This window comes from Glutamicibacter sp. NPDC087661, from assembly GCF_044743275.1.
Taxonomy (GTDB): Bacteria; Actinomycetota; Actinomycetes; order Actinomycetales; family Micrococcaceae; genus Glutamicibacter.
In genome coordinates this window covers 86865-109116 of sequence record NZ_JBIUWE010000007.1, presented here as the reverse complement: position 1 = coordinate 109116, position 22252 = coordinate 86865, and the positions used below count along the sequence as shown (strand labels likewise).

Here is a 22252-nt window from a genome sequence, read left to right as displayed (position 1 = left end):
CGCTGCCCTGAATCCACGGGACGAGGATGGACAATCCTTAGTGCTGGCAATCGGCTTGTGCGCCATCACTTTGCTGACTATTTCAGTGGTGCTAGCAGTCAGCGCAGTCAACCTCAAAGCGCGTCAGCTGTTGTCAATTGCCGACGGGGCGGTCGTGGCTGCCGTGGATGAATTCGAATTTGTTGCGGACAATGGCGACCCGAGGATTCAGTTGGACCAGCAGCGCGTGCAACAAGCCGTGCAACAGTACCTTTCGGATGTGGGTGCGGCCGGCCGCGTCGACAATTTACGCATTGGCCGGGTGCAGATCACGCCTGATGGGCAAGGCGCGAATCTCGTGCTGCAGGGCTCGGTGCAACCGCCGATAGTGGGGTGGATCGTTCCAGACGGAGTACCAATATCTCTAGATTCATCAGCAAGAACTGTACTGAGCAGGTGAACACCTCCGCGCAGAGCAGCATGGATGTTCCAGGGAAGCGGGAAATGCACAAGTACTGGGAAGCAAGAGAAAGAACGTGTCAGCGAGCAACGCTGCTGCATGCCCCAGGAGCGGAATCCAAGAAGGATGGATCCAGCGCAACCGGATCCATCATTTTTGCGGTAGTTCGGGCTTCTTTGGAAGCTTGCGGACCCCACCTCCAAATCCCAGTTCAGAAATACTGTTCGAGAACTGACTGGCCGGATTCCCGATCGACCCGTGGATGCAAGCCTTGCAAGTTGGCTAGGGGTTCCACAGCGCGATTTTCAGTGAAAACCTCGATTGGAACTTCTTTTCGGCGATAGCACCGGACTCATTGATCAATGGCTAAATGACGTAGTCTTAGAGGACCATGGCAAAAACTGACTTCTCCGCTGAAATCCGCTCACTGCGTTCTACATTCTCCGCAATTGAAGACGTGAGCGATGTCGAGCAGATCAAAGCTGACATCGCAGTCCTCTCGGAGGAAGCTGGCGTTCCGAACCTCTGGGATGATCCGGCCGCCGCGCAGATCGTTACCAGCAAGCTATCGCATCGCCAGTCTGAGCTGGAACGGCTGACCCGGCTGAAGACCCGCATCGACGATTTGGAAGTCTTGGTTGAGCTTGCTGAACTTGAAGACGACGATGATACGTTGCACGAAGCGGATAGAGAGCTCGTCAGCGTCCAGAAGTCCCTTGCCGAACTCGAAATTGTTACCCTTCTCAACGGTGAATTCGATGCTCGCGGAGCGGTTGTCACGATTCGCTCCGGTGCCGGCGGCGTTGATGCCGCCGATTTCGCAGAGATGCTTTTGCGCATGTACCTGCGCTGGGCTGAACGCCGTGGTTACAAGGCCACCGTTATGGATACCTCGTATGCCGAGGAGGCCGGCCTTAAATCGGCAACCTTCGAAATCGACGCACCGTATGCCTTCGGCACACTCTCGGTAGAAGCCGGCACGCACCGTCTGGTTCGTATTTCACCATTCGATAATCAGGGACGTCGCCAGACGTCGTTTGCCGCAGTGGAGGTCGTGCCGCTGATTGAGCAGACTGACACCATCGAAATCCCTGAATCTGAAATCCGCGTGGACGTCTTCCGTTCCTCTGGCCCTGGCGGACAGAGCGTTAACACCACCGACTCTGCAGTACGCATGACGCATATTCCTACCGGAGTTGTCGTCTCGATGCAGAACGAAAAGTCGCAGATCCAGAACCGTGCTGCCGCACTTCGAGTTCTGCAATCGCGGTTGCTGCTTCTGAAGAAGGAACAAGAAGACGCCCAGAAGAAGGAATTCGCCGGAGATGTGAAGGCATCTTGGGGCGATCAGATGCGATCCTATGTGCTTAATCCGTACCAAATGGTCAAGGACCTGCGTACCGAACATGAAGTCGGCAATACCCAGGCAGTACTTGATGGTGAAATTGACGATTTCATTGATGCAGGCATCCGCTGGCGTGCAGGACAGCGTCGCCCTAGTAAGTAAGCGAAATCGCGAATTCCAGCTGGTCTAAACGCTTTTGCCACAGAGGGTGTAAGTATCATCACCGTTACGAACTCCGTTTCGCTAATTCCAGCTAGTCATGCCTAAGCTGGGCATTCTGCGTTAGCTGTATGTACGGCATGAATCTCGCAACACACCTTATATTTCGGCTGGTTAGCTACCTGGCACCGATAGTGTTTGGAAGACTGGCGCACCAAAAGACGTTTGATCTCGAGATTGGTATTCGTGGGTCGCGCCCCGACGAAGACTAGCGATTGAAGACATGATTAAATTCGAAAACGTCTCGATGGTTTACGAGCCAAAGCAGCAGAATGCAGCTTTGGACGATATAAACATCGAGATAGACCGTGGCGAGTTCGCCTTCTTGGTTGGCGAATCCGGTTCGGGTAAGTCGACCTTCCTCAGCTTGGTGCTGCGCGAAAAGCGCTCCACCGACGGATCCGTCTACGTGGCGGGACAGAACCTCAACCGCATTCCGAGCCGCCGTGTGCCTAAGCTGCGCCGTGACATCGGTTTCGTTTTCCAGGACTTCCGCCTGCTGCGCGAGCGCACGGTCTTCGACAACGTCGCGTTCGCCATGGAGGTCATTGGAGCTTCACGGGCCCAGATCCGCGAGCGTGTGCCAGATGCACTTAAAATGGTCGGCCTTGAAGATAAGGCGCGTCGCAAGCCAACTGAACTTTCCGGTGGCGAGCAGCAACGCGTCGGCATTGCCCGCGCCATTGTGAACAGGCCCTCGATCCTGCTTGCCGATGAGCCTACGGGTAACCTCGACCGCAAGAACAGCATCGAAGTCATGAACGTGCTCAACCGCATTAACCAGAACGGTACGACTGTCCTGATGGCTACGCACGCACATGAACTGGTGAGCGAATACCGCCACCGCGTTATTGAACTGAGTCGCGGGCAGGTCATCCGCGATGAAATTGATGGACAGTACGCCCCGATGACCACCGTGGTGAACCAGGACGGTTCGCGCGAACTGCTCGTCGGCGATTCCGCCGTGGAGTACGACGAAGAGTCACAGGTTGCTGAGGACAAGAAAGACGAGGACCAGTGAGACTAGGATTTATTCTCCGCGAAGCGGCGAAGGGCCTGCGGCAGAATGTCGTCATGGTCGTCTCTGTGGTGCTGGTGACTTTCGTATCGTTGACCTTCGTCGGTGCCTCGGTATTACTGCAGCTCCAGATCAACCAGATGAAGGGCTACTGGTACGACCGCATGGAAGTTGCGGTGTACCTCTGTGATGACACGAGCACTTCGCCCAACTGCGCTGGTAGCGCGGTTTCCGAAGAGCAGCGCCAGAGCATTGAAGAGATGCTCAAATCAGAGCAGCTTGCGCCGTATATCAAGGAATTCGCCTACGAGTCGAAGGACCAGGCATACGAAAACTTCCTCGACCAATACGAGAACTCGGCATTGGTTGACCAGGTCACTGCTGAGCAGCTGCCCGAATCATTCCGCGTCGCACTGGTAGATCCGGAGAAGTATCCGGTGATCAACGAAGCGTTCTCCACGGTACAAGGCGTTGACTCGGTCATTGACCAACGGGAACTGCTTGAAAAGGTCTTCCAGTTGGTGCGCGTGGCATCCGCCGCCGCTGCTGTCGTTGCAATCGTGATGATTGTTTGCGCGGTGCTGCTGACCGGTACGACTATCCAGCTCTCAGCCATGCACCGGCGACTCGAAACAACGATCATGCGACTGGTTGGTGCATCGAAAGCAACGATTCAGCTGCCGTTCATTATCGAAGGAGTCATCGCGTCGCTGATTGGTGGATTGCTGGCTTCTGGCACCTTGTGGTTGCTGCTGAAGTTCCTCGTCGAGGATAAGTTGGCCAATGAAAACGTCGGTGTAGCGTTCATCTCCACCAGCGAAATATGGCTAGTTGCTCCGATACTCTTGATTATTGGTATCGTTTTGGCCACAATTTCATCAGTGGTAACGTTGAAGCGTTACCTGAAGGTTTAGCTGAAACGTTATCTAGGCTTGAACTGAAGTACGCAATTTCTAAAAGGAGCTTTATGCTGTCGAACGCAGTGCGACGTAAATTCTTACGCGCCTCCATCGGTGGAGCAATGGCTCTCGCGCTCACGCTGCCCGCAGGGCTGGTAGCCGCCGATGAACTGGACGACAAGAAAGCTCAAGTCGAAAAGAACATCGATACCCTCGAGAACGACATGGAATTCTTGGATGCCGACATTCAAGAAACCGACAGGAAATTGCGTGACCAGCAAGCACAGGTTCCTGTAGCCCAGCAGGCATTGGCTGACGCGCAAAGCCGCGTAGCCAATGCACAGGCCACCCTTTCCGATCTCAACAACCGCTTAATCAGCGCGCAAGCGACTCGTGATGAAGTGGCTAAGCAGATCGAGGAAAACGCGGCTAAGCTTTCCGACGCTCAAGATGCGATGGCGCAGATCGCTTCTGAAGCTTATAAGCGCGGCGGCGTTTCTGGCGGGCTGGACATGATCCTCAACATGGATTCGGCGACCAAGATGGCCGATGGCCTGGACATGGCCAACCGCGCCATGGAATCCCAGAATGCCGCATACAATGACCTGGCCCAGGAACAAGCCAGCAATGAAAGCAACAAGCTTCGCCTGGTTGCTGTTGAAAAGGAAATTTCCTCCCTGAAAGCCCAGGCTGAGGAAGCCTTGGCGCAGGAGCAGGCGGCGCGAGATGCTGCGCAGAACGCCAAGAACGAACTGGATGCGCTGGTTGCCAGCACCGAAGAACTCAGTGCTGAACTTGAAGCGCAGAAGCCGCGTATCCAGGCGAAACTGCAATCGCAGCAGAAGGAATACGCCGCGGTCAACCAGCAGATCAAGGAACGCCAGGAGCGCTTGATCAGGGAAGCTGCCGAACGCAAGCGCAAGGCAGAAGAAAAAGCGCGCCGCGAAGCAGAAGCCGAGCGAAAGCGCATCGCCGAGGAAAAGGCGGCCTACGAAGCTGAGCAGGAGCGCAAGGCAGCAGAAGCTCGCGCAGAGAAAAAGGCCTACAAGAAGAAGGCCTATGTAGCACCCAAATCCGAGCCAAAGGCACCGACATATGCCGAGCCAAGCAGCTGGGGTTTGGTTAAGCCCACTACCAGTAACCGATTGACCTCGACCTTCGGGTGGCGCCCGACTCCAGCTGGAACAATCGACTATGGCGGCCGTGGCGGCTATGTCCACGCAGGCATTGACTGGGGATTCGGCGGCCAGTGCGGCTCGCCAATCACGGCTGCTGCCTCCGGTGAAGTGTGGATGGCCGGTTGGGGCGGATCCTCGGGTAACAAGGTCACCGTTTCTCACGGCGTCATCAAGGGCAAGGCCCTGGCCACCAACTATCACCACATGTCCCGCATCGCGGTAAGCGTCGGCCAGCATGTGAAGCAGGGCCAGGTTATAGGCTACGTTGGCACCACCGGCAATTCGACCGGCTGCCATCTGCACTTCGAAACGATCATCAATGGTTCACATGTGAACCCCTTGGGACTTCTCTAGCGCTAGACTTGTAATCTGTGCGCGGGAATCCGCCCGCGACATGCAAGGAGTAACGTGGCTAAGAAGAATCAAGAAGATCGAGTAATCGCGAGCAACCGCAAGGCGCGCCACGATTTCGAAATACTCGACACCTTCGAAGCTGGCATGGTGCTCACGGGTACTGAGGTGAAGTCGCTTCGCGAAGGCAAGGCCTCGCTGGTTGACGGTTTCGGCCAGTTCTACCGTGGCGAGCTGTACATCGAGAACGTCTACATCCCCGAGTACCTCAATGGATCGTGGACCAATCACGCGGCCCGTCGTCGCCGCAAGCTCTTGCTGCACCGCCAGGAACTGCTCAAGATCGAACGCAAAATCAGTGAAGCCGGCCTGACCGTCGTCCCGCTGAGCTTGTACTTCAAATCCGGTCGGGCGAAGCTGGAGATCGGCGTTGCCCGCGGTAAGCGCGAATACGACAAGCGCCAGACCTTGAGGGAAAAGCAGGATAATCGCGAGGCGTTGCGTGCCATGCGCGAACGCAACCGCGGAAACGCATAAGGTTAGCTTGTGGCGCATTTCGCATTGGGGGAAACCCGGGCAGTGCGCTATGATTGGTAGACACGCCCTAGGGTGTGGTTGTACCCGGGAGACCGGGACTGACAACAAAATACGGGGATGATCGGTTTCGACGGTGTGAGTCGCGACAGATGAAGCGGGCCGAGGACGCAAAGTTATCTCGTAAACGCCCTTTGCAAACCAATAAGTGCCGAATCAAAGCGCACTGACTTCGCTCTCGCTGCCTAAGCAGCCAGACGGTCCGTTAGCCAGGGGACGCTATCGCCCCTGTTCCTAACGTCATTTAGATAGCCAATGTATCCAGCGGATGTTGCCGCTTCTGGATACACATTTAGGCAACTGTGCCCGGATCAACCACATGTTTGCGTGATGGTTGGGGCAGAGAAAATCCGCAGCAAACTGCGCCCGGAGAAGACCTGGCAACACCACATCGGACGGGAGTTCAATTCTCCCCATCTCCACAATATCCAGCTCCGGAGCCAGGCCCATAGGTCTGGCTCCGGAGCTTTTTGTTTGTTTCGGAGTCCGCAGTCACATCGCGAGCCTGTTCGCGGGATGGAGAATTTACACATAGACTTGAAATGAAAGTCCAAGGCTTTCGAAACGACAGCGTGTGCAGAAACGGAGTGAGATTGAAGTCGATGGGTAAAAACAGTTCCCAGCGGGTATCGCCTTTCCTTTCAGCAAGCTATGCGGCAGTTGCCTTCCTCTTGGAAGTAGGATTGCTTTTCGCCGCGGCACTAGCCGCTATCGCTTTCATCCCATGGCCGACAATTCCAGCAATCCTTGTAGTAGTTGTCCCGCTGCTGATCCTCTGGTCGATTTTCTTCTCGCCGAAAGCCGTCATCAAGTTGAGGCTGCGAACCCGTCTGCTCCTGGTCCATATCATTTACCTCATCGGAGCCTACGTGCTGTGGCTGAGCGTCGACCATTCCTTCTACGATCAATCGCAGATTTGGGCCATCGGAATGCTTGCGTTGACCGGTATCAGCGCCATTCTGGTCATCGCCACCGGCGGATACGTGGTCCCGCACGATCGAACCAAGCAGCCACCGAAGCAAGTTCCGAGCCGGGCACGAGCGGGTGCTCCCAAGGGACGCCGGGCAGCACGCTAGAACTGATGGAATGCCAAGCCGAAAGGCTTGGCATTTTTCGTTTGCGGCTAGAAGAGCCCAGCGACGTGGTAGCCGAGCAATGCCGCGAGCACCGCTCCAGCGAGGGTCCCCAATGCATTGGCCAGGCTGGCTGCGAGGCGGCCGGCCTGGAGCAGCCGGACAGTTTCGAAACTGGCCGCCGAAAACGTCGTGTAGCCGCCGAGCAATCCTGAACCTATGGCCGCAAGCCATTGCGCCGACAACAACTGCTGGGCCATCAGCCCGGTCAGCGCACCCAGCGCGAAGGAGCCGGAGAGATTGACCAGGATCGTGCCCCAGGGCAGCGGGGCCGGAAGCCACCGCTTGATCAGGGCATCGACCACGAAACGCAGGCAGGCGCCAAGGCCGCCGCAGAGCGCAACGATAAGAAATAAGCCGGGGGAGAGCACTAGTGAAGCCCTCCCGATTTCCGGGCCATGCGCCTAGCACCGGCGGCGATTCCGCACCAGGTTGCCAATGCACCGAAGAACACCGTGAACAGTGCGTAACCCAGGGCATGGAGCGCTGCGCCGGATGCGAACATCTGCATGCTGCCGGTGGCCAGCGCGCTGTAGGTCGTGAAGCCGCCCAGGAAACCGGTGCCCAGCAGCAGCCGCAGCCGGTGACGCTTGCCCTCGTCGAGGCCGGGATGCGAAAGCGCCTCGAGCAGCAGGCCGAGCAGGAACGCCCCCAGCATGTTGGCTAGGAAAATCGCGATCGGGAAACCGCCGGGATCTGGCAGCAGCAGGCCCAGGCCTTGCCGGCAGGCAGTACCGGCAGCGCCGCCAAGGAATACCAGCAGCAGGAAACGCGGGTTGAGGAAGGAACCCTGCGCGGGGCGCTGGGCCATGGGTGTTGGCGGACGGGTCATGAATTGCGAATCTGTTCTGCGCGGCGTGGCGGGACGAGGAGCACCGGATGGCGCTGTCGATGGGTCAGATGCACCGCTACCGAACCGTTGAGCAGTTCCCCAATAGTGTTGGCCATGGAACGCTCCCGAACCCCGAGCACAATCAGCGCCGCATCATGCTGCAGGGCAAGATGCGACAGCTGCTGACCGGGGCCACCGGCCGCGGCATGCGCCTGCCATTCCAGTCCCGATCCGCCGAGCTGGGCTTCGAGCTGCTGCAGAAGCCGTGCCGGGAAGCGCTCAATTGCTTCGTCCCCGGATTCGGGATCCAGCGGTGCGCTGCGGATGGTGCCATCGGGAAGCTCTTCGAGCGGATAGCGGGTGGGATCCACGTGGACGCAAAGCAACCGCGCTCCGAGCGCGCCTGCGAGGTCTGCGGCTGCGTCCAGAACGTGGGGATCGAGGCGATCCGGGATGCCCAGGATGATCGGTCGTGTCTCCAATGGCCCTCCCTTTGGCAGTGGGGCGCACCGTGCAGCGCGTCGCTGCTTTTAATTCTTGCACAGCCGGCAATCAGCTAGGCTTTGCGCACCCAGATCAGCGAAGCCTCAATGAAATCCAGCTGATGCGGCAGCTCGATGACCGCCCCGGGAACCAGCCCCTGGGCGGCGGCACGACGCAGGAACTGGGGATCTTCATCGCTGATCCGGTCGATGACGGCCCGGGCACCGGAGAAGCGGTCAAGCCGGATGGCCCCGGAGACCGGCAGTTCCCCTTCCGCGCTGGGAATCGCGTCGCCATGCGGATCGTGGCGCGGGTGGCCCAGCCGGGCTTCCAGGGCGTTGATGAAGCGGTCGGTGACGGTGTGCTCCAGGGCCTCGGCCTCGTCATGCACCTCATCCCAGCCGTAGCCCAGCTCATCACGCAGGAATGTTTCCAGCAGGCGGTGGCGGCGCACCATGCGCAAGGCCTCGCGCCGGCCGGTGCCGCTGAGCGTAATGGCCCCGCGCGGCACGTGATGGACCAGGTGCTTGGCTGCGAGCTTCTGCACCATGGCGGTGGCCGAGGCAGGGGACAAGCCCAGCTGGTCGGCCAGCGCGCCGGTGCCCACTTCGGTGTCTTCCCATTCGGTGAGCAGGTACACCGCCTTGAGGTAGTCCTCTTGGCTGGTGGTCAGCCCGGCCGGCCCGCGTCGTGCAGTTGCCATCGTCCTCGCGCTGCCTAGCTGCGGTTCAGGTAGGGAAGGATCGCCTCGTGCAGCTTGCCGTTGGTGGCCAGGGCGTTGCCGCCATGGCAGCCCTCTTCTCCGGCCACCGAGGTGAAGCGGCCCCCGGCTTCGCGTACCACCGGCACCAGGGCGGCCATGTCGTAGAGCTCCAGTTCGGGTTCGAAGGCCGCATCGACCGCGCCTTCGGCCAGCAGCGCGTAGGACAGGAAATCCCCGTAGCCGCGGGTGCGCCACGCGGTATCCAGCAGTTCCAGGAAGCCCTCGAGCTTGCCGGCCTCCTTCCAGCCGTTCAGCGAGGCGTAGGCCAGCGAGGAGTCAGACAGCTCGCTCACCGAGGAGACCTTGATCTGGCGGGTGGCGGTGGTACCGGCGGTGGCACCCGGTTCGGTGACGTACGCGCCCAGGCCGCTCGCGGCATGCCAGCGGCGGGTCATGGCCGGGGCGGAGATGACTCCCAGCACCGGTTCGCCGTCGATCTCCAGCGCGATCAGCGTGGCCCAGACGGGTACGCGGCGCACGAAGTTCTTGGTGCCGTCGATCGGGTCGATGACCCAGCGCCGGGAGCCGGTTCCGTGCACGCCGAATTCTTCGCCGAGCACCGAATCATCGGGGCGGTGGGCGGCCAGCTCGGCCAGGATCAGCTGCTCGGCGCCGCGGTCGGCGTCGGAGACCGGGGTCATGTCCGGCTTGGATTCGACCACCAGGTCGTTGGCGCCGTAGCGGGCCAGGGTGAAGGCGTCGACCTTCCCGGCCAGAGCCAGGGCGAAGTCGAGATCTTGCTGCAGGGTGTATTCAGCCATGGTGTTGCGGGCGCCTAGAGCGCGCCGAGCTCCTTTTCGTGCGTGGTTTCCTCGGTGGTGACCAGCCGGCGGTAGGAGGCCAACCGGTCAGCGGCCTGGGTGCCTTCGGCATTTTCGGCCCAAGCTTCCAGCGCGCAGCCCGCCTCGCCGGCGGCATGGGTGCAACCGCGCGGGCAGCCGGTGGCGATTTCTGCCAGGTCCTCGAAGGCGGCCAGGATATTGTCCCGGTCTACCAGTCCCAGCCCGAAAGAACGGATGCCGGGGGTGTCGATCAGCCAGGATCCAGGGGTGTCGCCCAGGCGCAGTGCCAGGGCGTTGGACGAGGTATGGCGTCCGCGGCCGGTGACCGCGTTGACGTGCCCGGTGGCGCGGGTCGAACCGGTCAGGGCGTTGACCAGGGTGGACTTGCCTACTCCGGAGTGGCCCAGCACTACCGAGACGCAGCCGGAGAGGATCTCTTCGAGTTCGGCCAGCGCGCCGGCATCCAGCCGGGCGCTGGAACCGTCGGCGCCGCGCGCGTCCACGCCGGAGGCGTCGGCAGTGGTGGTGCGGGAGATGACCACGGGGAACTCCAGTCCCTCGTAGTGCTTGAGGAAGTCGGCCGGATCCTTCACATCCGCCTTGGTCACGCACAGCACCGGCTGGATGCCGGCGTCGAAGGCGGCGACCAGCGCGCGGTCCACGAAGCCGGTGCGCGGCTCGGGATTGGCGGCGGCCACGACGATGACCAGCTTGTCGACATTGGCGACGACCACGCGCTCGGTGGCGTCGGTGTCGTCGGCGCTGCGGCGCAGCAGCGTGGTGCGCTCTTCGATGCGGATCAGCCGGGCCAGGGTATCGGGCTTTCCGGAGGTGTCGCCCACCAGTCCCACCAGGTCCCCGGGCACGATCGCCTGGCGGCGCAGCTCGCGGGCCCGGGCGGCGATGACGATGCGCTCCGTGGCGGTGTCCTCATCCAGGATTGCGGTGTAGCGGCCGCGGTCCACGGTGATGATGCGGCCGATGACCGCCTGTTCGTAGGCCGGGCGGTCCTTGGTGCGCGGACGGCTGCCCTTCTTGTTGGGGCGGACGCGGACCGAGGATTCGTCGTAGTCGGAGTAGCGCATTAGCCCTGGCCCTTTGCGGTAGCCGCCATGCGGGACCATAGCTGCGGGAAATCCGGCATGGTCTTGGCGGTGGTGGCGATGTTTTCCACGCGCACCCCGTCGATGGCCAGGCCCAGCAGGGCGCCGGCGGTCGCCATGCGATGGTCCTCGTAGGAATCGATATCCGCTGCCTGCAGGGCTCCGGGAACGATTTCCAGCGCGTCCGCGGTGGCGGTGATTCTGGCGCCCACCTTGGACAATTCGGTTTCCAGCGCGGCCAGCCGATCGGTTTCATGGCCGCGCAGGTGCCCGATGCCGGTCAGCTTGCTCGGCGAATCGGCCAGCACGCACAGTGCTGCCAGGGTAGGGGCCAGCTCGGAGGCATCGGCGTAGTCGATGCCGCGGATGACTCCGGTTCCGCGCACGGTGAGCACGCCGTCGCCGCCGTGGCTGACTTCCGCTCCCATCGCGGCCAGTATTTCTACCCACTTGCCGCCGACCTGGGTGGTCCTGGCAGGCCAGAAGGGCACGCGCACGGTGCCATGGCTCGCCAGCGCGGCGGCCAGGAACGGTCCGGCGTTGGACAGGTCCGGTTCCACGGTGACGGTGAAGCCCGCCAGCTGGCCCGGGGCGATGCTCCAGCCGCGCGCGTCGGCATCGACGCTTACCTCTACGCCCAAATCGCGCAGGGTCTGGACGGTCATCGCGATGTGGTCCGGGGAAGCGATAGGCCCCGGCGCGGCGCGCAGCTTCAGCCCGCCGGGCAGTGCCTGGCCAACCAGCAGCAGCGCGGAGATGAACTGGGAGCTGCCCGACGCGTCGATGACCACTTCGGCATCCTGCTTCAGCTCGCTGGCATCAATGGTGAAGGGCAGCATGCCGGTGCTCCCGGCGTAGTCGATGCGGGCGCCCAAGGCTGCCAGCGCGTCCAGTACCGGGGCCATGGGCCGCACGCGGGCCGCGGCGTCGCCGTCGAAGGCCACCTTGGCGCCGGCGACGGCAGCCAATGGGGGAACGAAGCGCATCACCGTGCCCGCCAAGCCGCAGTCGATCGCCAGCGGTCCGGCGGCCAGCTGGCCCGGGGTGATGTCCACGGTGGTGGAGCCGTCGGCCTGCTCGGTGCGCTTGATCCCGACCCCGAATCCGGCCAGGGCGCTGAGCATCAGCTCGGTGTCGCGGCTGATCAGCGTGTTGTGGATCGTGGATGGCGAGGAGGCCAGGGCCGCAAGGATCAGATACCGGTTGGTCAGCGACTTCGAAGCTGGCACCGGGACGGTTGCATCCAGTCCGGCGGCGGCATAGGGCGCTGCCCACCAGTTCTTTTCTGCGTCGTGCAGCTGATCGAGGGGGCTCCCGGGGGCGCTTGCAGTGCTGATTGGTAGATCCTTAGGCTCGAGGCTTCAATTCGGGGCCGCTGGCAGTACCGCAAGTACTGTGCGCCCACTGCCTAATTCTAGCCGAGATCGGTGCGGGAATAAGGCTTTAGCTCCGCTGGTTATACCTACTGTGACGATACGACAGGACACTTCAAACGCCGGCGGCACCGCTTGCGCCGTCGCCGAGCAACCGCGGCCGGCCCGGGCCCGCGCTGGCACGCGCATAAAGCCGTTCGAACGCGTAGACTCGGCAGTGATGAACAACAAGAGTGTGGACGAGAATTTGCCCGATGTGGCCTCCGAGTCCGAGCAGCAGCGCCGCGAACGCTTCGAGCGTGACGCGATGCAGTACGTGGACCAGCTCTATTCGGCTGCCCTGCGCATGGCGCGCAACCCGTCGGATGCCGAGGATTTGGTGCAGGAGGCCTACACCAAGGCCTATTCCGCCTTCCACCAGTACAAGCCGGGCACCAACCTGAAGGCCTGGCTGTACCGCATCCTGACCAACACGTACATCAATTTGTACCGCAAGCGCCAACGCGAGCCGCTGCGCACTTCCACCGATACGGTCGAGGATTGGCAGATGGCCCAGGCCATGGAGCATTCGCCGACCGGCTTGCGCTCGGCCGAGGCCGAGGCGCTGGACCACCTTCCGGATTCGGATGTGAAAGCCGCGCTGCAGTCGATCGGCGAGGATTTCCGCATGGCCGTCTACTTCGTGGATGTCGAGGGCTTCAGCTACAAGGAAGCCAGCGAGATCCTGGGCGTGCCGATCGGCACCGTGATGTCCCGGTTGCATCGCGGACGCAAGAACTTGAGGGAACTGCTGGCCGATTACGCAGCAGATCGTGGGATCGCCACCGGCACCCAGAGCAAGAGTGCCGCCAAGGCTGACCGAGGAGCGAAATAAGATGGATTGCAATTCAATGGGTGATTGCGCCGATGACCGCATCGTCCGCATCTACGAGTACCTCGACGGAGCGCTGACGCTCGATGACCTCAAGGAGGTCAAGTCCCACCTGGATGGCTGCCCGGAATGCACCGAGCAGTACGATCTGGAGTGCATCATCCGCTCGGTGGTGCGCCGCAGCTGCCAGGAGCATGCCCCGCAGACCTTGAAGGCCAGCATCATCGCGCGGATCTCCCAGATCCGCGTGGAATCAGGCCACTAGCACGGCAAAGAGAAACCCCGTATCTTCCGAGTTGGTCTCGAAGGGTACGGGGTTCTTTTTTTGTTCGCTTCGCTTAGCTGTTTGGGCGCTTGCCGTGGTTGGCACCGCCACGCTTGCGATCGCGACGCTTACGAGCGCGCTTCGACATGGTGACTCCTTAGAGGGAACAATATTGCTTCCCGAAAATTCGGGCCGGCTCATAGTCTTTCACACTTCCGGCCCATTTTCCTAACGGACCGGCGGTCCCTAGCCCTCGCCTGGCTCAGGCAACTCCAGCCAGGAATACCAGCCGCGGTGCAGCACCAGCCAGGCCATCAGCCCGTAGCCTGCCTGGCCGGGCACCCCGCCGGAAGCGTTCAGATCGGCACGCCACTGGGCATGGGAACGCAGGGGCGTGAAGGTATCGACGTAGTGGTGGTTGCGGCGCAGCGCCACATCCGAGTAGACGCGGTTCAGTTCGGCCACGCGCTGGTTGCGCGCATCATCCAGGCCCGGGGCCGGGCCGACCAGCAAGGCCTTGATGTTCATCTGCGAGGCCGAATCCAGGATGTTGGCCAGGTTCAGCCGGCTGCGCGCGGTGGTGACATCCAGATCGACGTCGCGGTCCGAGAGCGCGATGACCAGGCGGTTTTCGTATTGGTCGCTGAATCGGCGGGAGGCTTCCCCCAGCCAGCGTTCGGCCAGCGCTTCGGATCCCTCGGCCGGGGAAGCCAGGACGAAGGACTGCAGGCGCAGGGCCGGATCCTGGGTGCGGGCCATGACGCGGCCGAACCAGCCCAGGCCCCGCGGGTCGCCATGTCCGGCCAGTAGCTCATCTCCGATTGCGGTAATTCGGATTGTGCGTAACTCCAACTGGGCGACCTTTCGTTGGCTCAAAAATGATGAATCGCTCCCCACCTTAGCAGTCGGAACGCTGGCATCGGGGGAGGCGGTCATTGGTTAAACCCCACAATTCCCTGCGAAAAACCAGCGCCGGGGTTAAAGCGCTGTTGCCGGCGAACCTCCGAGGTGGAACCCCCGGATAGTTCGCCGGCAACAGTTGGCCAGCAGCGTTCAGGCGATGCGGTCTAGCGGGCGAAGGCCTGCTGGATCAGCACTGCGTTTTCTGCGTCGTGGCGCTTTGCATTGCCAGCGGAGGTCGCAGCCGATGCCGGGCGGGAGATCAAGGTGATCTTCTGCTCCAGTGCCGGTGCAACGTACAAGCCGAAGAACGGCCATGGACCCTGGTTCGCAGGCTCGTCCTGGACCCAAGCCACCTCGGCGTTCGGGTACTTGGCCAGTTCGGCAGCGATCTGCTCGGCCGGAGCCGGGTAGAGCTGCTCGACGCGTACCAGCGCGGTCTTGGTGTCGTTCGCCTTGGTGCGAGCGGCCAGCAGATCGTAGTAGACGCGGCCCGAGCACAGCAGCACCTTGTCCACGGCGTTCGCATCGGTGATCGACGCATCGCCGATGACCTCGCGGAAGCCTCCGGTGGTGAAGTCCTCTACCGAGCTGGCCGCGGCCTTCAGGCGAAGCAGCTGCTTCGGGGTGAAGACGATCAGCGGCTTGCGCGGACGGGCGTAGGCCTGGCGGCGCAGCAGGTGGAAGTGGTTTGCACCGGTGGAAGGCTGGGCAACGACCATGTTGTTCTCGGCGCACAGCTGCAAGAAGCGCTCGATGCGGGCCGAGGAGTGATCCGGGCCCTGGCCTTCGTAGCCGTGCGGCAGCAGCATGACCAGCGAGGAGGACTGCGACCACTTCTGCTCTGCGGAGGAGATGAACTCGTCGATCACGGTCTGCGCGCCATTGACGAAGTCGCCGAACTGCGCTTCCCACATGACCAGTGCATCCGGGCGTTCTACCGAGTAGCCGTACTCGAAGCCGAGCGCGGCGTATTCGGAGAGCAGGGAGTCGTAGATCCACAGCGGTGCCTGGTCTTCGGCCAGGTGGTGCAGCGGGTACCACTCGGTGTCGTTCTCGCGGTCGTGGAAGACTGCGTGGCGCTGCACGAAGGTGCCGCGGCGCGAGTCCTGGCCTGCCAGGCGGACCGGCACGCCTTCCATGGTCAAGGTGCCCAGGGCTGCCAGTTCTGCGAAGCCCCAGTCGATGCCGCCTTCGCGGGACATCTTCTCGCGGCGCTCGAGCAGCGACTTCAGCTTGGTGTGCATGGTGAAGCCGGCCGGGATATCCAGGTGGGCGGCACCAATCTTCGCCAGCGTCTGGGCGGTGATGGCCGAGCCGCGTGCGCCGTCGACGGTGTTCTCGTCGGCAGCCTGGGCGAATGGCTTCTCCAGGTCGTTGATGGTCGAGCCCGGGGTGATGATCGGGATCGGCGAAGTCTGGGCCGCATGCGTCTCGGCGAAGATGCGCTCCAGGTTCTCCTTGTACTCGGCCAGCACGTTCTCGGCTTCTTCCTGCGTGATGTCGCCGCGGCCCACCAGGGCCTCGGTGTACAGCTTGCGGGTCGAGCGCTTGGCTTCGATCAGGTTGTACATGATCGGCTGGGTCATCGAAGGGTCATCGCCCTCGTTGTGGCCGCGGCGGCGGTAGCACACCAGGTCGATGACGACGTCCTTGCCGAACTTCTGGCGGTACTCGAAGGCCAGCTGGCCCACGTGCACCACTGCCTCCGGGTCATCCCCGTTGACGTGGAAGATCGGAGCCTGCACGGTGCGTGCAACGTCGGTTGCGTACACCGAGGAGCGCGAGGAGCTCGGCGCGGTGGTGAAGCCGATCTGGTTGTTCACGATCACGTGGACAGTGCCGCCGGTCTTGTAGCCGGGCAGCTGGCTCATGGCCAGTACCTCGGAGACCACGCCCTGGCCGGCGAATGCCGCATCGCCGTGGACCAGGATCGGCAGCACGGTGTTCTTCTGGTTCAGGCGGTCCAGCTTGGCGCGGGTGATGCCCTCGAGCACTGGATCGACTGCTTCCAGGTGCGATGGGTTGGCAGCCAGGTAGATCTTGGTCTGGTTGCCCGCATCCGAGGTGTACGAACCCTCGGTGCCCAGGTGGTACTTCACATCGCCCGAACCCTGGACCGAGCCCGGGGTTGCGGTGCCTTCGAATTCGCGGAAGACCTGTGCGTAGGTCTTGCCGGCGATGTTGGTCAGCACATTCAGGCGGCCGCGGTGGGCCATGCCGATCGCGACCTCGTCCAGCTGCTCGTCGGCTGCGTCGGAGATGATCGCATCCAGCAGTGGAATCAGCGATTCGCCGCCTTCCAGCGAGAAGCGCTTCTGGCCGACGAACTTGGTCTGCAGGAAGGTCTCGAAAGCCTCGGCGGAGTTCAGCTTCGACAGGATGCGCAGCTGCTCTTCGCGGCTTGGCTTGGCGTAGCCGGACTCCAGCTTGGCCTGGAACCATTCGCGCTCTTCGGGGTTCTGCAGGTGCATGTACTCGGTGCCGATGGTGCGGCAGTAGGCATCGCGCAGCACGCCGAGGATGTCGCGCAGCAGGCCGCGGTCCTTGCCGCCCAGGCCGCCGGCCAGCCATTCGCGGTCCAGATCCCACAGGGTCAGGCCGTAGGAATTGATGTCCAGGTCCGGGTGCTTGCGCTGGACGTACTCCAGCGGGTTGGTATCGGCCATCAGGTGGCCGCGCACGCGGTAGGAGTTGATCAGGTGCTGGATGCGGGCAACCTTGTTGACCTGCAGGTCGATGTCGACCTGGTTGTCAATGGCCCAGCGAACCGGCTCGTAAGGGATGCGCAGCTGCTCGAAGATCTCGTCGTAGAAACCCTGCTCGCCCAGCAGCAGCGACTCGACCAGCTTCAGGAATTCGCCCGAACCTGCACCCTGGATGACGCGGTGGTCGTAGGTGGAGGTCAGGGTGATGTGCTTGCCGATACCCAGGGCGGCCACGGTCTTCTCCGAGGAGCCGCGGTACTCTGCCGGGTATTCCAGTGCGCCAACGCCGATGATCGCGGCCTGGCCCTTGGACAGGCGTGGAACCGAGTGAACGGTGCCGATGCCGCCTGGGTTGGTCAGCGAAACGGTGGTGCCTGCGTAGTCGTCAGCGGTCAGCTTGTTGCCGCGGGCGCGCTTGATCAGGTCTTCGTAGGTGGCCCAGAACTCGTTGAAGCTCAGGGTCTCGGCAGCCTTGATGTTCGGCACGGCCAGCATGCGGGTGCCATCCGGCTTCGGCATGTCGATCGCGATGCCGAAGTTCACGTGGGCTGGCTGGATCGCAGTTGGCTTCTTGTCGATCACGTCGTAGGTGACGTTCATCGACGGGATCTGCTTCAGCGCACGGATCACGGCGAAGCCGATCAGGTGGGTGAAGGAGATCTTGCCGCCGCGAGCGCGCTTGAGGTGGTTGTTGATGACAATGCGGTTGTCGATCATCACCTTCGCCGGTACGGCACGCACAGTCGTGGCCGTAGGCACGGTGAGGGAGGCATCCATGTTGGTTGCGATGGCCTTCATTGGTCCACGCAGCGGGGTGCGCTTTTCCTCACCGAAAAGTTCGGTGGACGGCGTAGCCTTCGGAGCCTGTGCCGGGATCGGCGCAGTCTTCGGTGCTGGCTCGGCCTTCTTGACTTCAGCGGCCGGAGCTGGTGCTGCCTTGGCAGCCGGTGCTGGTTCGGAGGCACGGGCCTGGGCTGCGGCGCGTGGCGCGCCCTGCCCGTTGGCTGCAGATGCTGCGGCAGGTGCTGCCGCTGCTGGCGCCGGCTGCGCTGCCGGTGCTGCTGGTGCCTTCTTTTCGGCGGCGAGAGATTCGAAAATATCCCACCATTTCTTATCTACCGAGTTCTTGTCGACGAGATACTGTTCGAACAGCTCGTCTACTAGCCACTCGTTTCCACCAAACTCTTCAGTAAGTCGGTGGTGTGCTTGCTCTGGCACGTGCAACGCCTCTTCCCTGATTTCTACGTTGTTCTAGCTTGAGCCGGTGGTCTTTCGAGGACGTGATACGACCACTGCGGCCCACAAGATTTCTAGACCTGCGCACCAGTCTAGTGACTTTTCCGCCCACTTGGCCACGGCACGTATGTAATGTCACGAAAGTGTTGCGCCTAACATGCCGTTCAGCGTATCCAAAGCACCGCTGGGCGAGCATGTGTCGAAGTGGTGCGCAATGGCCCTTCGTTCGATAGACTAATTCGCACTATGGAATCCCACTCTCCAAGCCGGTGTGCCGCCCAAGGGCGCAGTGCCGGCCACAACAGTCCATGTTCAGGAAGTTCCGCCTCCCTTTTGGAGCCTTCTAGTTGCCGCCCTGTCGGCACTGGAACTGAACTTCGCACGCCAGTGAATAGGCGGCGGTAAACGCCTATGGAATGGCTCTCAATACTTTTCGGCCTGCTGCTGATTCTCGGCACCGGCTTCTTCGTGGCCGTGGAATTCTCCTTGGTCGCCTTGGATAAAAGCACCGTGCAGCGTGCCGTAAATGACGGCGAGCGTGGCGCCAAGCCGCTGCTGCAGTGCCTCACCTCCCTCTCTACCCAGCTGTCCAGCTGCCAGCTGGGCATTACGCTGACCACGCTGCTGACCGGCTACGTGCTTGAACCCGCAATGAGCGCGCTGCTCGAGCCGTTGATGGAACAATTCGGCATTCCGGCCGCAAGTTCGCTGGCCATTGCCGTGGTGATCTCGATGGTCGTTGCCACCTTGCTTTCGATGCTGATCGGCGAACTGGTCCCGAAGAACATGGCAATTGCCCAGGCGATGAAGGTTGGCAAGCTGCTGGCCCGCCCGCAGCTGGTTTTCACCGCCATCTTCAAGCCGGCCATCATCGTGCTCAACGGCTTCTCGAATGCGGTACTGCGCAAGTTCTTCGGACTCGAAGCCAAGGAAGAAATCTCCGCGGCCCGCTCCTCGCAGGAACTGGCATCGCTGGTCCGCCGTTCGGCTCAGCTGGGCACCTTGGATGTGCAGACCGCTCGCTTCGTGGAATCCACCATTGAATTCTCCGAGCGCACCGCCGCCGACGTGATGACCCCGCGAACCTCGATGTCCACCATTGATTCCGAGGCGGCCCTTTCCGAGCTGATCGAAGTCAGCGCGGACACCGGATTCTCGCGTTTCCCGGTCACCACCGGCTCCACCGATGAAATCCAAGGCATCTGCCACGTCAAGGCAATTGTCTCGGTGCCCCGCGAACGCCGCGCAGCGCTGCAGGTGGGCGAGTTCGCCCGCGACGCGCTGTACGTTCCGGAAACCATTCACCTCGATGTGCTGCTTGAGCAGTTGCGCGCCGCCGAGTTCCAGGTCGCGATCGTGATGGACGAATACGGTGGAACCGCTGGACTGGTGACCCTTGAAGACCTGGTCGAAGAAATCGTCGGCGAAGTTTCCGATGAGCACGACGAGGATGAAGAAGAAGCGGTCACCCAGCCCGACGGCAACTGGCTGTTCCCGGGCATGTACCGCCCGGACCAGATCAACGAGAACTTCGATACGGACGTCATCCCGGAAGAGTCGACCTACGAAACCATCGGCGGCTTCATGCTCGCCGAATTGGGCCGCTTGGCTGAACTCAACGACCGCGTCGCCACCGAGCACGGCACCTTCACGGTGACCGAGCTCGATGGCCGCCGCATCTCGCAGGTTCGTTTCGAACCAGCAGTGCAGGAGGATGGCAATGAATGACTTCATGGGCCTGGTCTGGCTGATTGTCTTGCTGGCTGGCAATGCCTTCTTCGTTGCCGGCGAATTCGCGGTGATGAGTGCGCGTCGTTCGCAGATTGAACCCTTGGCCGACGAGGGCAATAAGCGGGCAAAGATCGCGCTGTACGCCATGGAGCATGTTTCGATCATGCTCGCGGTGTGCCAGTTGGGCATTACCGTTTGCTCGCTGCTGATCCTGAATATTTCGGAGCCGGCGATCCACCACCTGCTGGCCGAACCGCTGACCATGATCGGCATGGCCGAATCAGCTGCGGACACCGTAGCGTTCCTGATTGCCTTGATCGTGGTGACCTTCCTGCACGTGACCTTCGGCGAAATGGTGCCGAAGAACATTTCGGTTTCCGTTGCGGACAAGGCCGTGCTGCTGCTGGCCATGCCACTGGTCGGCCTGTCCAAGGTGCTCAAGCCGATTACGGCGTCGCTCAATGGCGTGGCGAACCTGGTGCTGCACGCCTTCGGTATCGAACCGAAGGATGAGGTGGCCAGCTCGTATACCGCCGCTGAAGTCCGATCGATCATCGATGCTTCATCCGAGGAAGGCGCGCTGGATGAGGACGATGCCGCACGCTTGACCAAAGCGCTGGAATTCTCCTCGGTTACCGCGCGCAGCTGCATGGTTCCGCTGGATGACCTGTTCACCTTGGAATACGGGCAGACCACCGCGCGCGCTTTCGAGAAGAAGGTCGGCAAGACCGGATTCTCGCGCATGGTGATCACCAAGAACGAGGTTCCGGTGGGCTACTGGCACGTGAAGGACGTGATGCTCATCGATGATGCCCACTCCACGCAGCCACTGCTTGATTTGCCATTGCACCCGCTGGGCCGGTTGGAGCAGGACACCGAAATCGAGGCCGCCCTGGAAGCGATGCGGCAGGAAGGCAACCACCTTTCGGCGGTTGTCGACGAGTCGGGCGCAACGCTCGGCGTGCTCTTCCTGGAGGACGTGATCGAGGTGCTGGTCGGTGAAATCACCGATACCACGCGAAAACGCGTCAACCCGCCTCGCAGCGAAAAACGGGCAAATTAGCTCAAGCTCACCCCTGAGTGCATATTGCGAATGACTCGCAACTGATACGATTGACTGCGGCACCCATTGCGGGTGCCGCAGTTTTTCGTTGCCGGCCCATCCTCAGCCAGCGCAATCCAGAAAGCAGTCAATGACAGAGACCCCCATCGTCAGGTTTGAAGACGCGCGCCTTGCCTATGGCTCCCGCGTGCTCTGGGATGAACTCAACCTATCCATAGCGGCGGGGGAGTTCCTTGCAGTTCTAGGGCCCAACGGCTCGGGCAAGACCAGCTTCATCAACACGATGCTCGGCACCACCGCGCTCAATCGAGGCAGGGTCTCGATCGCCGGGGAGGCCGTGCGCCGGGGGTCGGCTGCCGTGGGGTTGATCCCGCAGCAGCGCCCCTTCGGGGACAACGTTCCCCTGCGCGCTCGCGACCTGGTCGCACTGGGACTGGATGGAACCCGGCCCGGGATTCGCGTGGCCCGCAGGGCCGTGCGCAACAAGGTCGACGAACTGCTGGAACTGGTCGGCGCTACCGCCTACGCCAACCGTGCGGTGTCCGACCTTTCCGGAGGCGAGCAGCAGCGCCTGCGCGCAGCGCAGGCTTTGGCCAGTGATCCCCGGGTACTGCTATGCGACGAGCCGCTGCTCTCCCTGGACCTCAATCACCAGCAGGCGATCAGCGAAGTGATACACCGCCAGGCCGCAGAGCGCGGCAGCGCGGTAGTCTTCGTGACGCACGAGATCAACCCGATCCTGCCCTATGTCGACCGCGTCCTGTACCTGGCCGAAGGCCGCTTCCATCTGGGCAGCGTGGATGAAGTCATGCAGTCTGCGGTGCTCACCGAACTTTACGGTGCTCCGGTCGAGGTGCTGCGGGTCAATGGCCGCATCGTGGTGGTCTCGGGCGATGGCAATCGGGCATTGCCAGCCGATGGGCACGACCACGTTGAAGAAATCGATCTAGAGACCGGAAAGTAGGA

22 protein-coding genes and 1 other RNA gene are annotated in these 22252 nt (G+C 61.7%); 13 read left to right on the top strand and 10 right to left on the bottom strand.

Features of this window, described 5'->3' with window-relative positions:
• Positions 1 to 40: 40 nt before the first annotated feature.
• The 8 genes from ACIOTN_RS16945 (at position 41) to ACIOTN_RS16910 (ending at position 7119) form a co-directional block, all read left to right on the top strand.
• Positions 41 to 439, top strand: a complete 399-nt coding sequence (locus ACIOTN_RS16945) for a hypothetical protein (protein WP_105662567.1) — start codon at positions 41 to 43, stop codon at positions 437 to 439.
• 391 nt (positions 440 to 830) lie between these two features.
• Entirely contained in the window at positions 831 to 1946 is a 1116-nt protein-coding gene (gene prfB, locus ACIOTN_RS16940) for a peptide chain release factor 2 (RefSeq protein WP_105658366.1), read from the top strand.
• A gap of 280 nt (positions 1947 to 2226) precedes the next feature.
• On the top strand, positions 2227 to 3024 hold the full coding sequence (ftsE, locus tag ACIOTN_RS16935; RefSeq protein WP_105658367.1) for a cell division ATP-binding protein FtsE: 798 nt from the start codon (positions 2227 to 2229) through the stop codon (positions 3022 to 3024).
• A complete protein-coding gene (gene ftsX / locus ACIOTN_RS16930; protein ID WP_105658368.1) occupies positions 3021 to 3935 on the top strand; it encodes a permease-like cell division protein FtsX in 915 nt (304 codons plus the stop codon). The genes ftsE and ftsX overlap by 4 nt, the downstream gene beginning before the upstream one ends.
• Before the next feature lie 53 nt (positions 3936 to 3988).
• On the top strand, positions 3989 to 5452 hold the full coding sequence (locus tag ACIOTN_RS16925) for a M23 family metallopeptidase (RefSeq protein WP_105658369.1): 1464 nt from the start codon (positions 3989 to 3991) through the stop codon (positions 5450 to 5452).
• A 54-nt stretch (positions 5453 to 5506) separates the two neighbouring features.
• The gene (gene smpB, locus ACIOTN_RS16920; protein ID WP_105658370.1) at positions 5507 to 5986 is read left to right on the top strand and encodes an SsrA-binding protein SmpB; all 480 of its coding nucleotides are present in this window, start codon (positions 5507 to 5509) and stop codon (positions 5984 to 5986) included.
• Between the two features lie 113 nt (positions 5987 to 6099).
• Positions 6100 to 6468: a transfer-messenger RNA gene (ssrA, locus tag ACIOTN_RS16915) on the top strand.
• Between the two features lie 177 nt (positions 6469 to 6645).
• Positions 6646 to 7119, top strand: coding sequence for a DUF2568 domain-containing protein (locus ACIOTN_RS16910; protein ID WP_166650814.1), 474 nt, complete (start codon positions 6646 to 6648; stop codon positions 7117 to 7119).
• A 47-nt stretch (positions 7120 to 7166) separates the two neighbouring features.
• Here the strand turns inward: ACIOTN_RS16910 and crcB are convergent, their stop codons facing one another.
• The 7 genes from crcB to aroA form a co-directional block, all read right to left on the bottom strand.
• The gene (gene crcB / locus ACIOTN_RS16905) at positions 7167 to 7547 is read right to left on the bottom strand and encodes a fluoride efflux transporter CrcB (RefSeq protein WP_105658372.1); all 381 of its coding nucleotides are present in this window, start codon (positions 7545 to 7547) and stop codon (positions 7167 to 7169) included.
• Entirely contained in the window at positions 7547 to 8008 is a 462-nt protein-coding gene (locus tag ACIOTN_RS16900; protein ID WP_105658373.1) for a CrcB family protein, read from the bottom strand. The genes crcB and ACIOTN_RS16900 overlap by 1 nt, the downstream gene beginning before the upstream one ends.
• The gene (locus ACIOTN_RS16895) at positions 8005 to 8490 is read right to left on the bottom strand and encodes a universal stress protein (RefSeq protein WP_166650813.1); all 486 of its coding nucleotides are present in this window, start codon (positions 8488 to 8490) and stop codon (positions 8005 to 8007) included. The genes ACIOTN_RS16900 and ACIOTN_RS16895 overlap by 4 nt, the downstream gene beginning before the upstream one ends.
• A 74-nt stretch (positions 8491 to 8564) precedes the next feature.
• A complete protein-coding gene (locus ACIOTN_RS16890; protein WP_402735756.1) occupies positions 8565 to 9194 on the bottom strand; it encodes a metal-dependent transcriptional regulator in 630 nt (209 codons plus the stop codon).
• Between the two features lie 14 nt (positions 9195 to 9208).
• The gene (locus ACIOTN_RS16885; protein WP_105658376.1) at positions 9209 to 10015 is read right to left on the bottom strand and encodes an inositol monophosphatase family protein; all 807 of its coding nucleotides are present in this window, start codon (positions 10013 to 10015) and stop codon (positions 9209 to 9211) included.
• Positions 10016 to 10029: 14 nt separating this feature from the next.
• Complete coding sequence (locus ACIOTN_RS16880) at positions 10030 to 11121, bottom strand: ribosome small subunit-dependent GTPase A (RefSeq protein ID WP_105658377.1); 1092 nt, start codon at positions 11119 to 11121, stop codon at positions 10030 to 10032.
• Positions 11121 to 12437 (bottom strand): 3-phosphoshikimate 1-carboxyvinyltransferase, encoded by a 1317-nt coding sequence (gene aroA, locus ACIOTN_RS16875; protein WP_105658378.1) that lies wholly within the window; start codon positions 12435 to 12437, stop codon positions 11121 to 11123. The genes ACIOTN_RS16880 and aroA overlap by 1 nt, the downstream gene beginning before the upstream one ends.
• 295 nt (positions 12438 to 12732) lie before the next feature.
• On the opposite strand from aroA, the gene ACIOTN_RS16870 reads away from it, so the two are divergent.
• Positions 12733 to 13386, top strand: a complete 654-nt coding sequence (locus tag ACIOTN_RS16870; RefSeq protein ID WP_166650812.1) for a sigma-70 family RNA polymerase sigma factor — start codon at positions 12733 to 12735, stop codon at positions 13384 to 13386.
• A gap of 1 nt (position 13387) precedes the next feature.
• Positions 13388 to 13648: a mycothiol system anti-sigma-R factor gene (rsrA, locus tag ACIOTN_RS16865; RefSeq protein WP_105658379.1), complete on the top strand. Its 261-nt coding sequence runs from the start codon at positions 13388 to 13390 to the stop codon at positions 13646 to 13648.
• Between the two features lie 73 nt (positions 13649 to 13721).
• Here rsrA and ACIOTN_RS16860 read toward each other — a convergent pair whose 3' ends face one another.
• From ACIOTN_RS16860 to ACIOTN_RS16850, 3 genes are all read right to left on the bottom strand, one after another.
• Positions 13722 to 13796, bottom strand: a complete 75-nt coding sequence (locus ACIOTN_RS16860; RefSeq protein WP_369299107.1) for a 50S ribosomal protein bL37 — start codon at positions 13794 to 13796, stop codon at positions 13722 to 13724.
• Between the two features lie 98 nt (positions 13797 to 13894).
• Positions 13895 to 14500, bottom strand: a complete 606-nt coding sequence (locus ACIOTN_RS16855; RefSeq protein WP_105662568.1) for a GDSL-type esterase/lipase family protein — start codon at positions 14498 to 14500, stop codon at positions 13895 to 13897.
• A gap of 215 nt (positions 14501 to 14715) precedes the next feature.
• Positions 14716 to 18474: a multifunctional oxoglutarate decarboxylase/oxoglutarate dehydrogenase thiamine pyrophosphate-binding subunit/dihydrolipoyllysine-residue succinyltransferase subunit gene (locus ACIOTN_RS16850; protein ID WP_402735755.1), complete on the bottom strand. Its 3759-nt coding sequence runs from the start codon at positions 18472 to 18474 to the stop codon at positions 14716 to 14718.
• Between the two features lie 429 nt (positions 18475 to 18903).
• Between ACIOTN_RS16850 and ACIOTN_RS16845 the strand changes: the two genes are divergently transcribed.
• The 3 genes from ACIOTN_RS16845 (at position 18904) to ACIOTN_RS16835 (ending at position 22250) form a co-directional block, all read left to right on the top strand.
• The gene (locus ACIOTN_RS16845; protein WP_105658381.1) at positions 18904 to 20220 is read left to right on the top strand and encodes a hemolysin family protein; all 1317 of its coding nucleotides are present in this window, start codon (positions 18904 to 18906) and stop codon (positions 20218 to 20220) included.
• Positions 20213 to 21286, top strand: a complete 1074-nt coding sequence (locus tag ACIOTN_RS16840; protein ID WP_332594812.1) for a hemolysin family protein — start codon at positions 20213 to 20215, stop codon at positions 21284 to 21286. Before ACIOTN_RS16845 ends, ACIOTN_RS16840 begins: the two co-directional genes overlap by 8 nt.
• A gap of 130 nt (positions 21287 to 21416) precedes the next feature.
• Entirely contained in the window at positions 21417 to 22250 is an 834-nt protein-coding gene (locus ACIOTN_RS16835) for a metal ABC transporter ATP-binding protein (protein ID WP_105662569.1), read from the top strand.
• The last annotated feature ends 2 nt before the right edge of the window (positions 22251 to 22252 follow it).

Coding starts and splice junctions, on each gene's coding strand:
- prfB (WP_105658366.1), top strand. CDS start 831: ATGGCAAAAACTGACTTCTCCGCTGAAATCCGCTCACTGCGTTCTACA.
- ftsE (WP_105658367.1), top strand. CDS start 2,227: ATGATTAAATTCGAAAACGTCTCGATGGTTTACGAGCCAAAGCAGCAG.
- ACIOTN_RS16925 (WP_105658369.1), top strand. CDS start 3,989: ATGCTGTCGAACGCAGTGCGACGTAAATTCTTACGCGCCTCCATCGGT.
- ACIOTN_RS16910 (WP_166650814.1), top strand. CDS start 6,646: ATGGGTAAAAACAGTTCCCAGCGGGTATCGCCTTTCCTTTCAGCAAGC.
- ACIOTN_RS16900 (WP_105658373.1), bottom strand. CDS start 8,008: ATGACCCGTCCGCCAACACCCATGGCCCAGCGCCCCGCGCAGGGTTCC.
- ACIOTN_RS16890 (WP_402735756.1), bottom strand. CDS start 9,194: ATGGCAACTGCACGACGCGGGCCGGCCGGGCTGACCACCAGCCAAGAG.
- ACIOTN_RS16885 (WP_105658376.1), bottom strand. CDS start 10,015: ATGGCTGAATACACCCTGCAGCAAGATCTCGACTTCGCCCTGGCTCTG.
- ACIOTN_RS16880 (WP_105658377.1), bottom strand. CDS start 11,121: ATGCGCTACTCCGACTACGACGAATCCTCGGTCCGCGTCCGCCCCAAC.
- ACIOTN_RS16870 (WP_166650812.1), top strand. CDS start 12,733: ATGAACAACAAGAGTGTGGACGAGAATTTGCCCGATGTGGCCTCCGAG.
- rsrA (WP_105658379.1), top strand. CDS start 13,388: ATGGATTGCAATTCAATGGGTGATTGCGCCGATGACCGCATCGTCCGC.
- ACIOTN_RS16845 (WP_105658381.1), top strand. CDS start 18,904: ATGGAATGGCTCTCAATACTTTTCGGCCTGCTGCTGATTCTCGGCACC.
- ACIOTN_RS16840 (WP_332594812.1), top strand. CDS start 20,213: ATGAATGACTTCATGGGCCTGGTCTGGCTGATTGTCTTGCTGGCTGGC.
- ACIOTN_RS16835 (WP_105662569.1), top strand. CDS start 21,417: ATGACAGAGACCCCCATCGTCAGGTTTGAAGACGCGCGCCTTGCCTAT.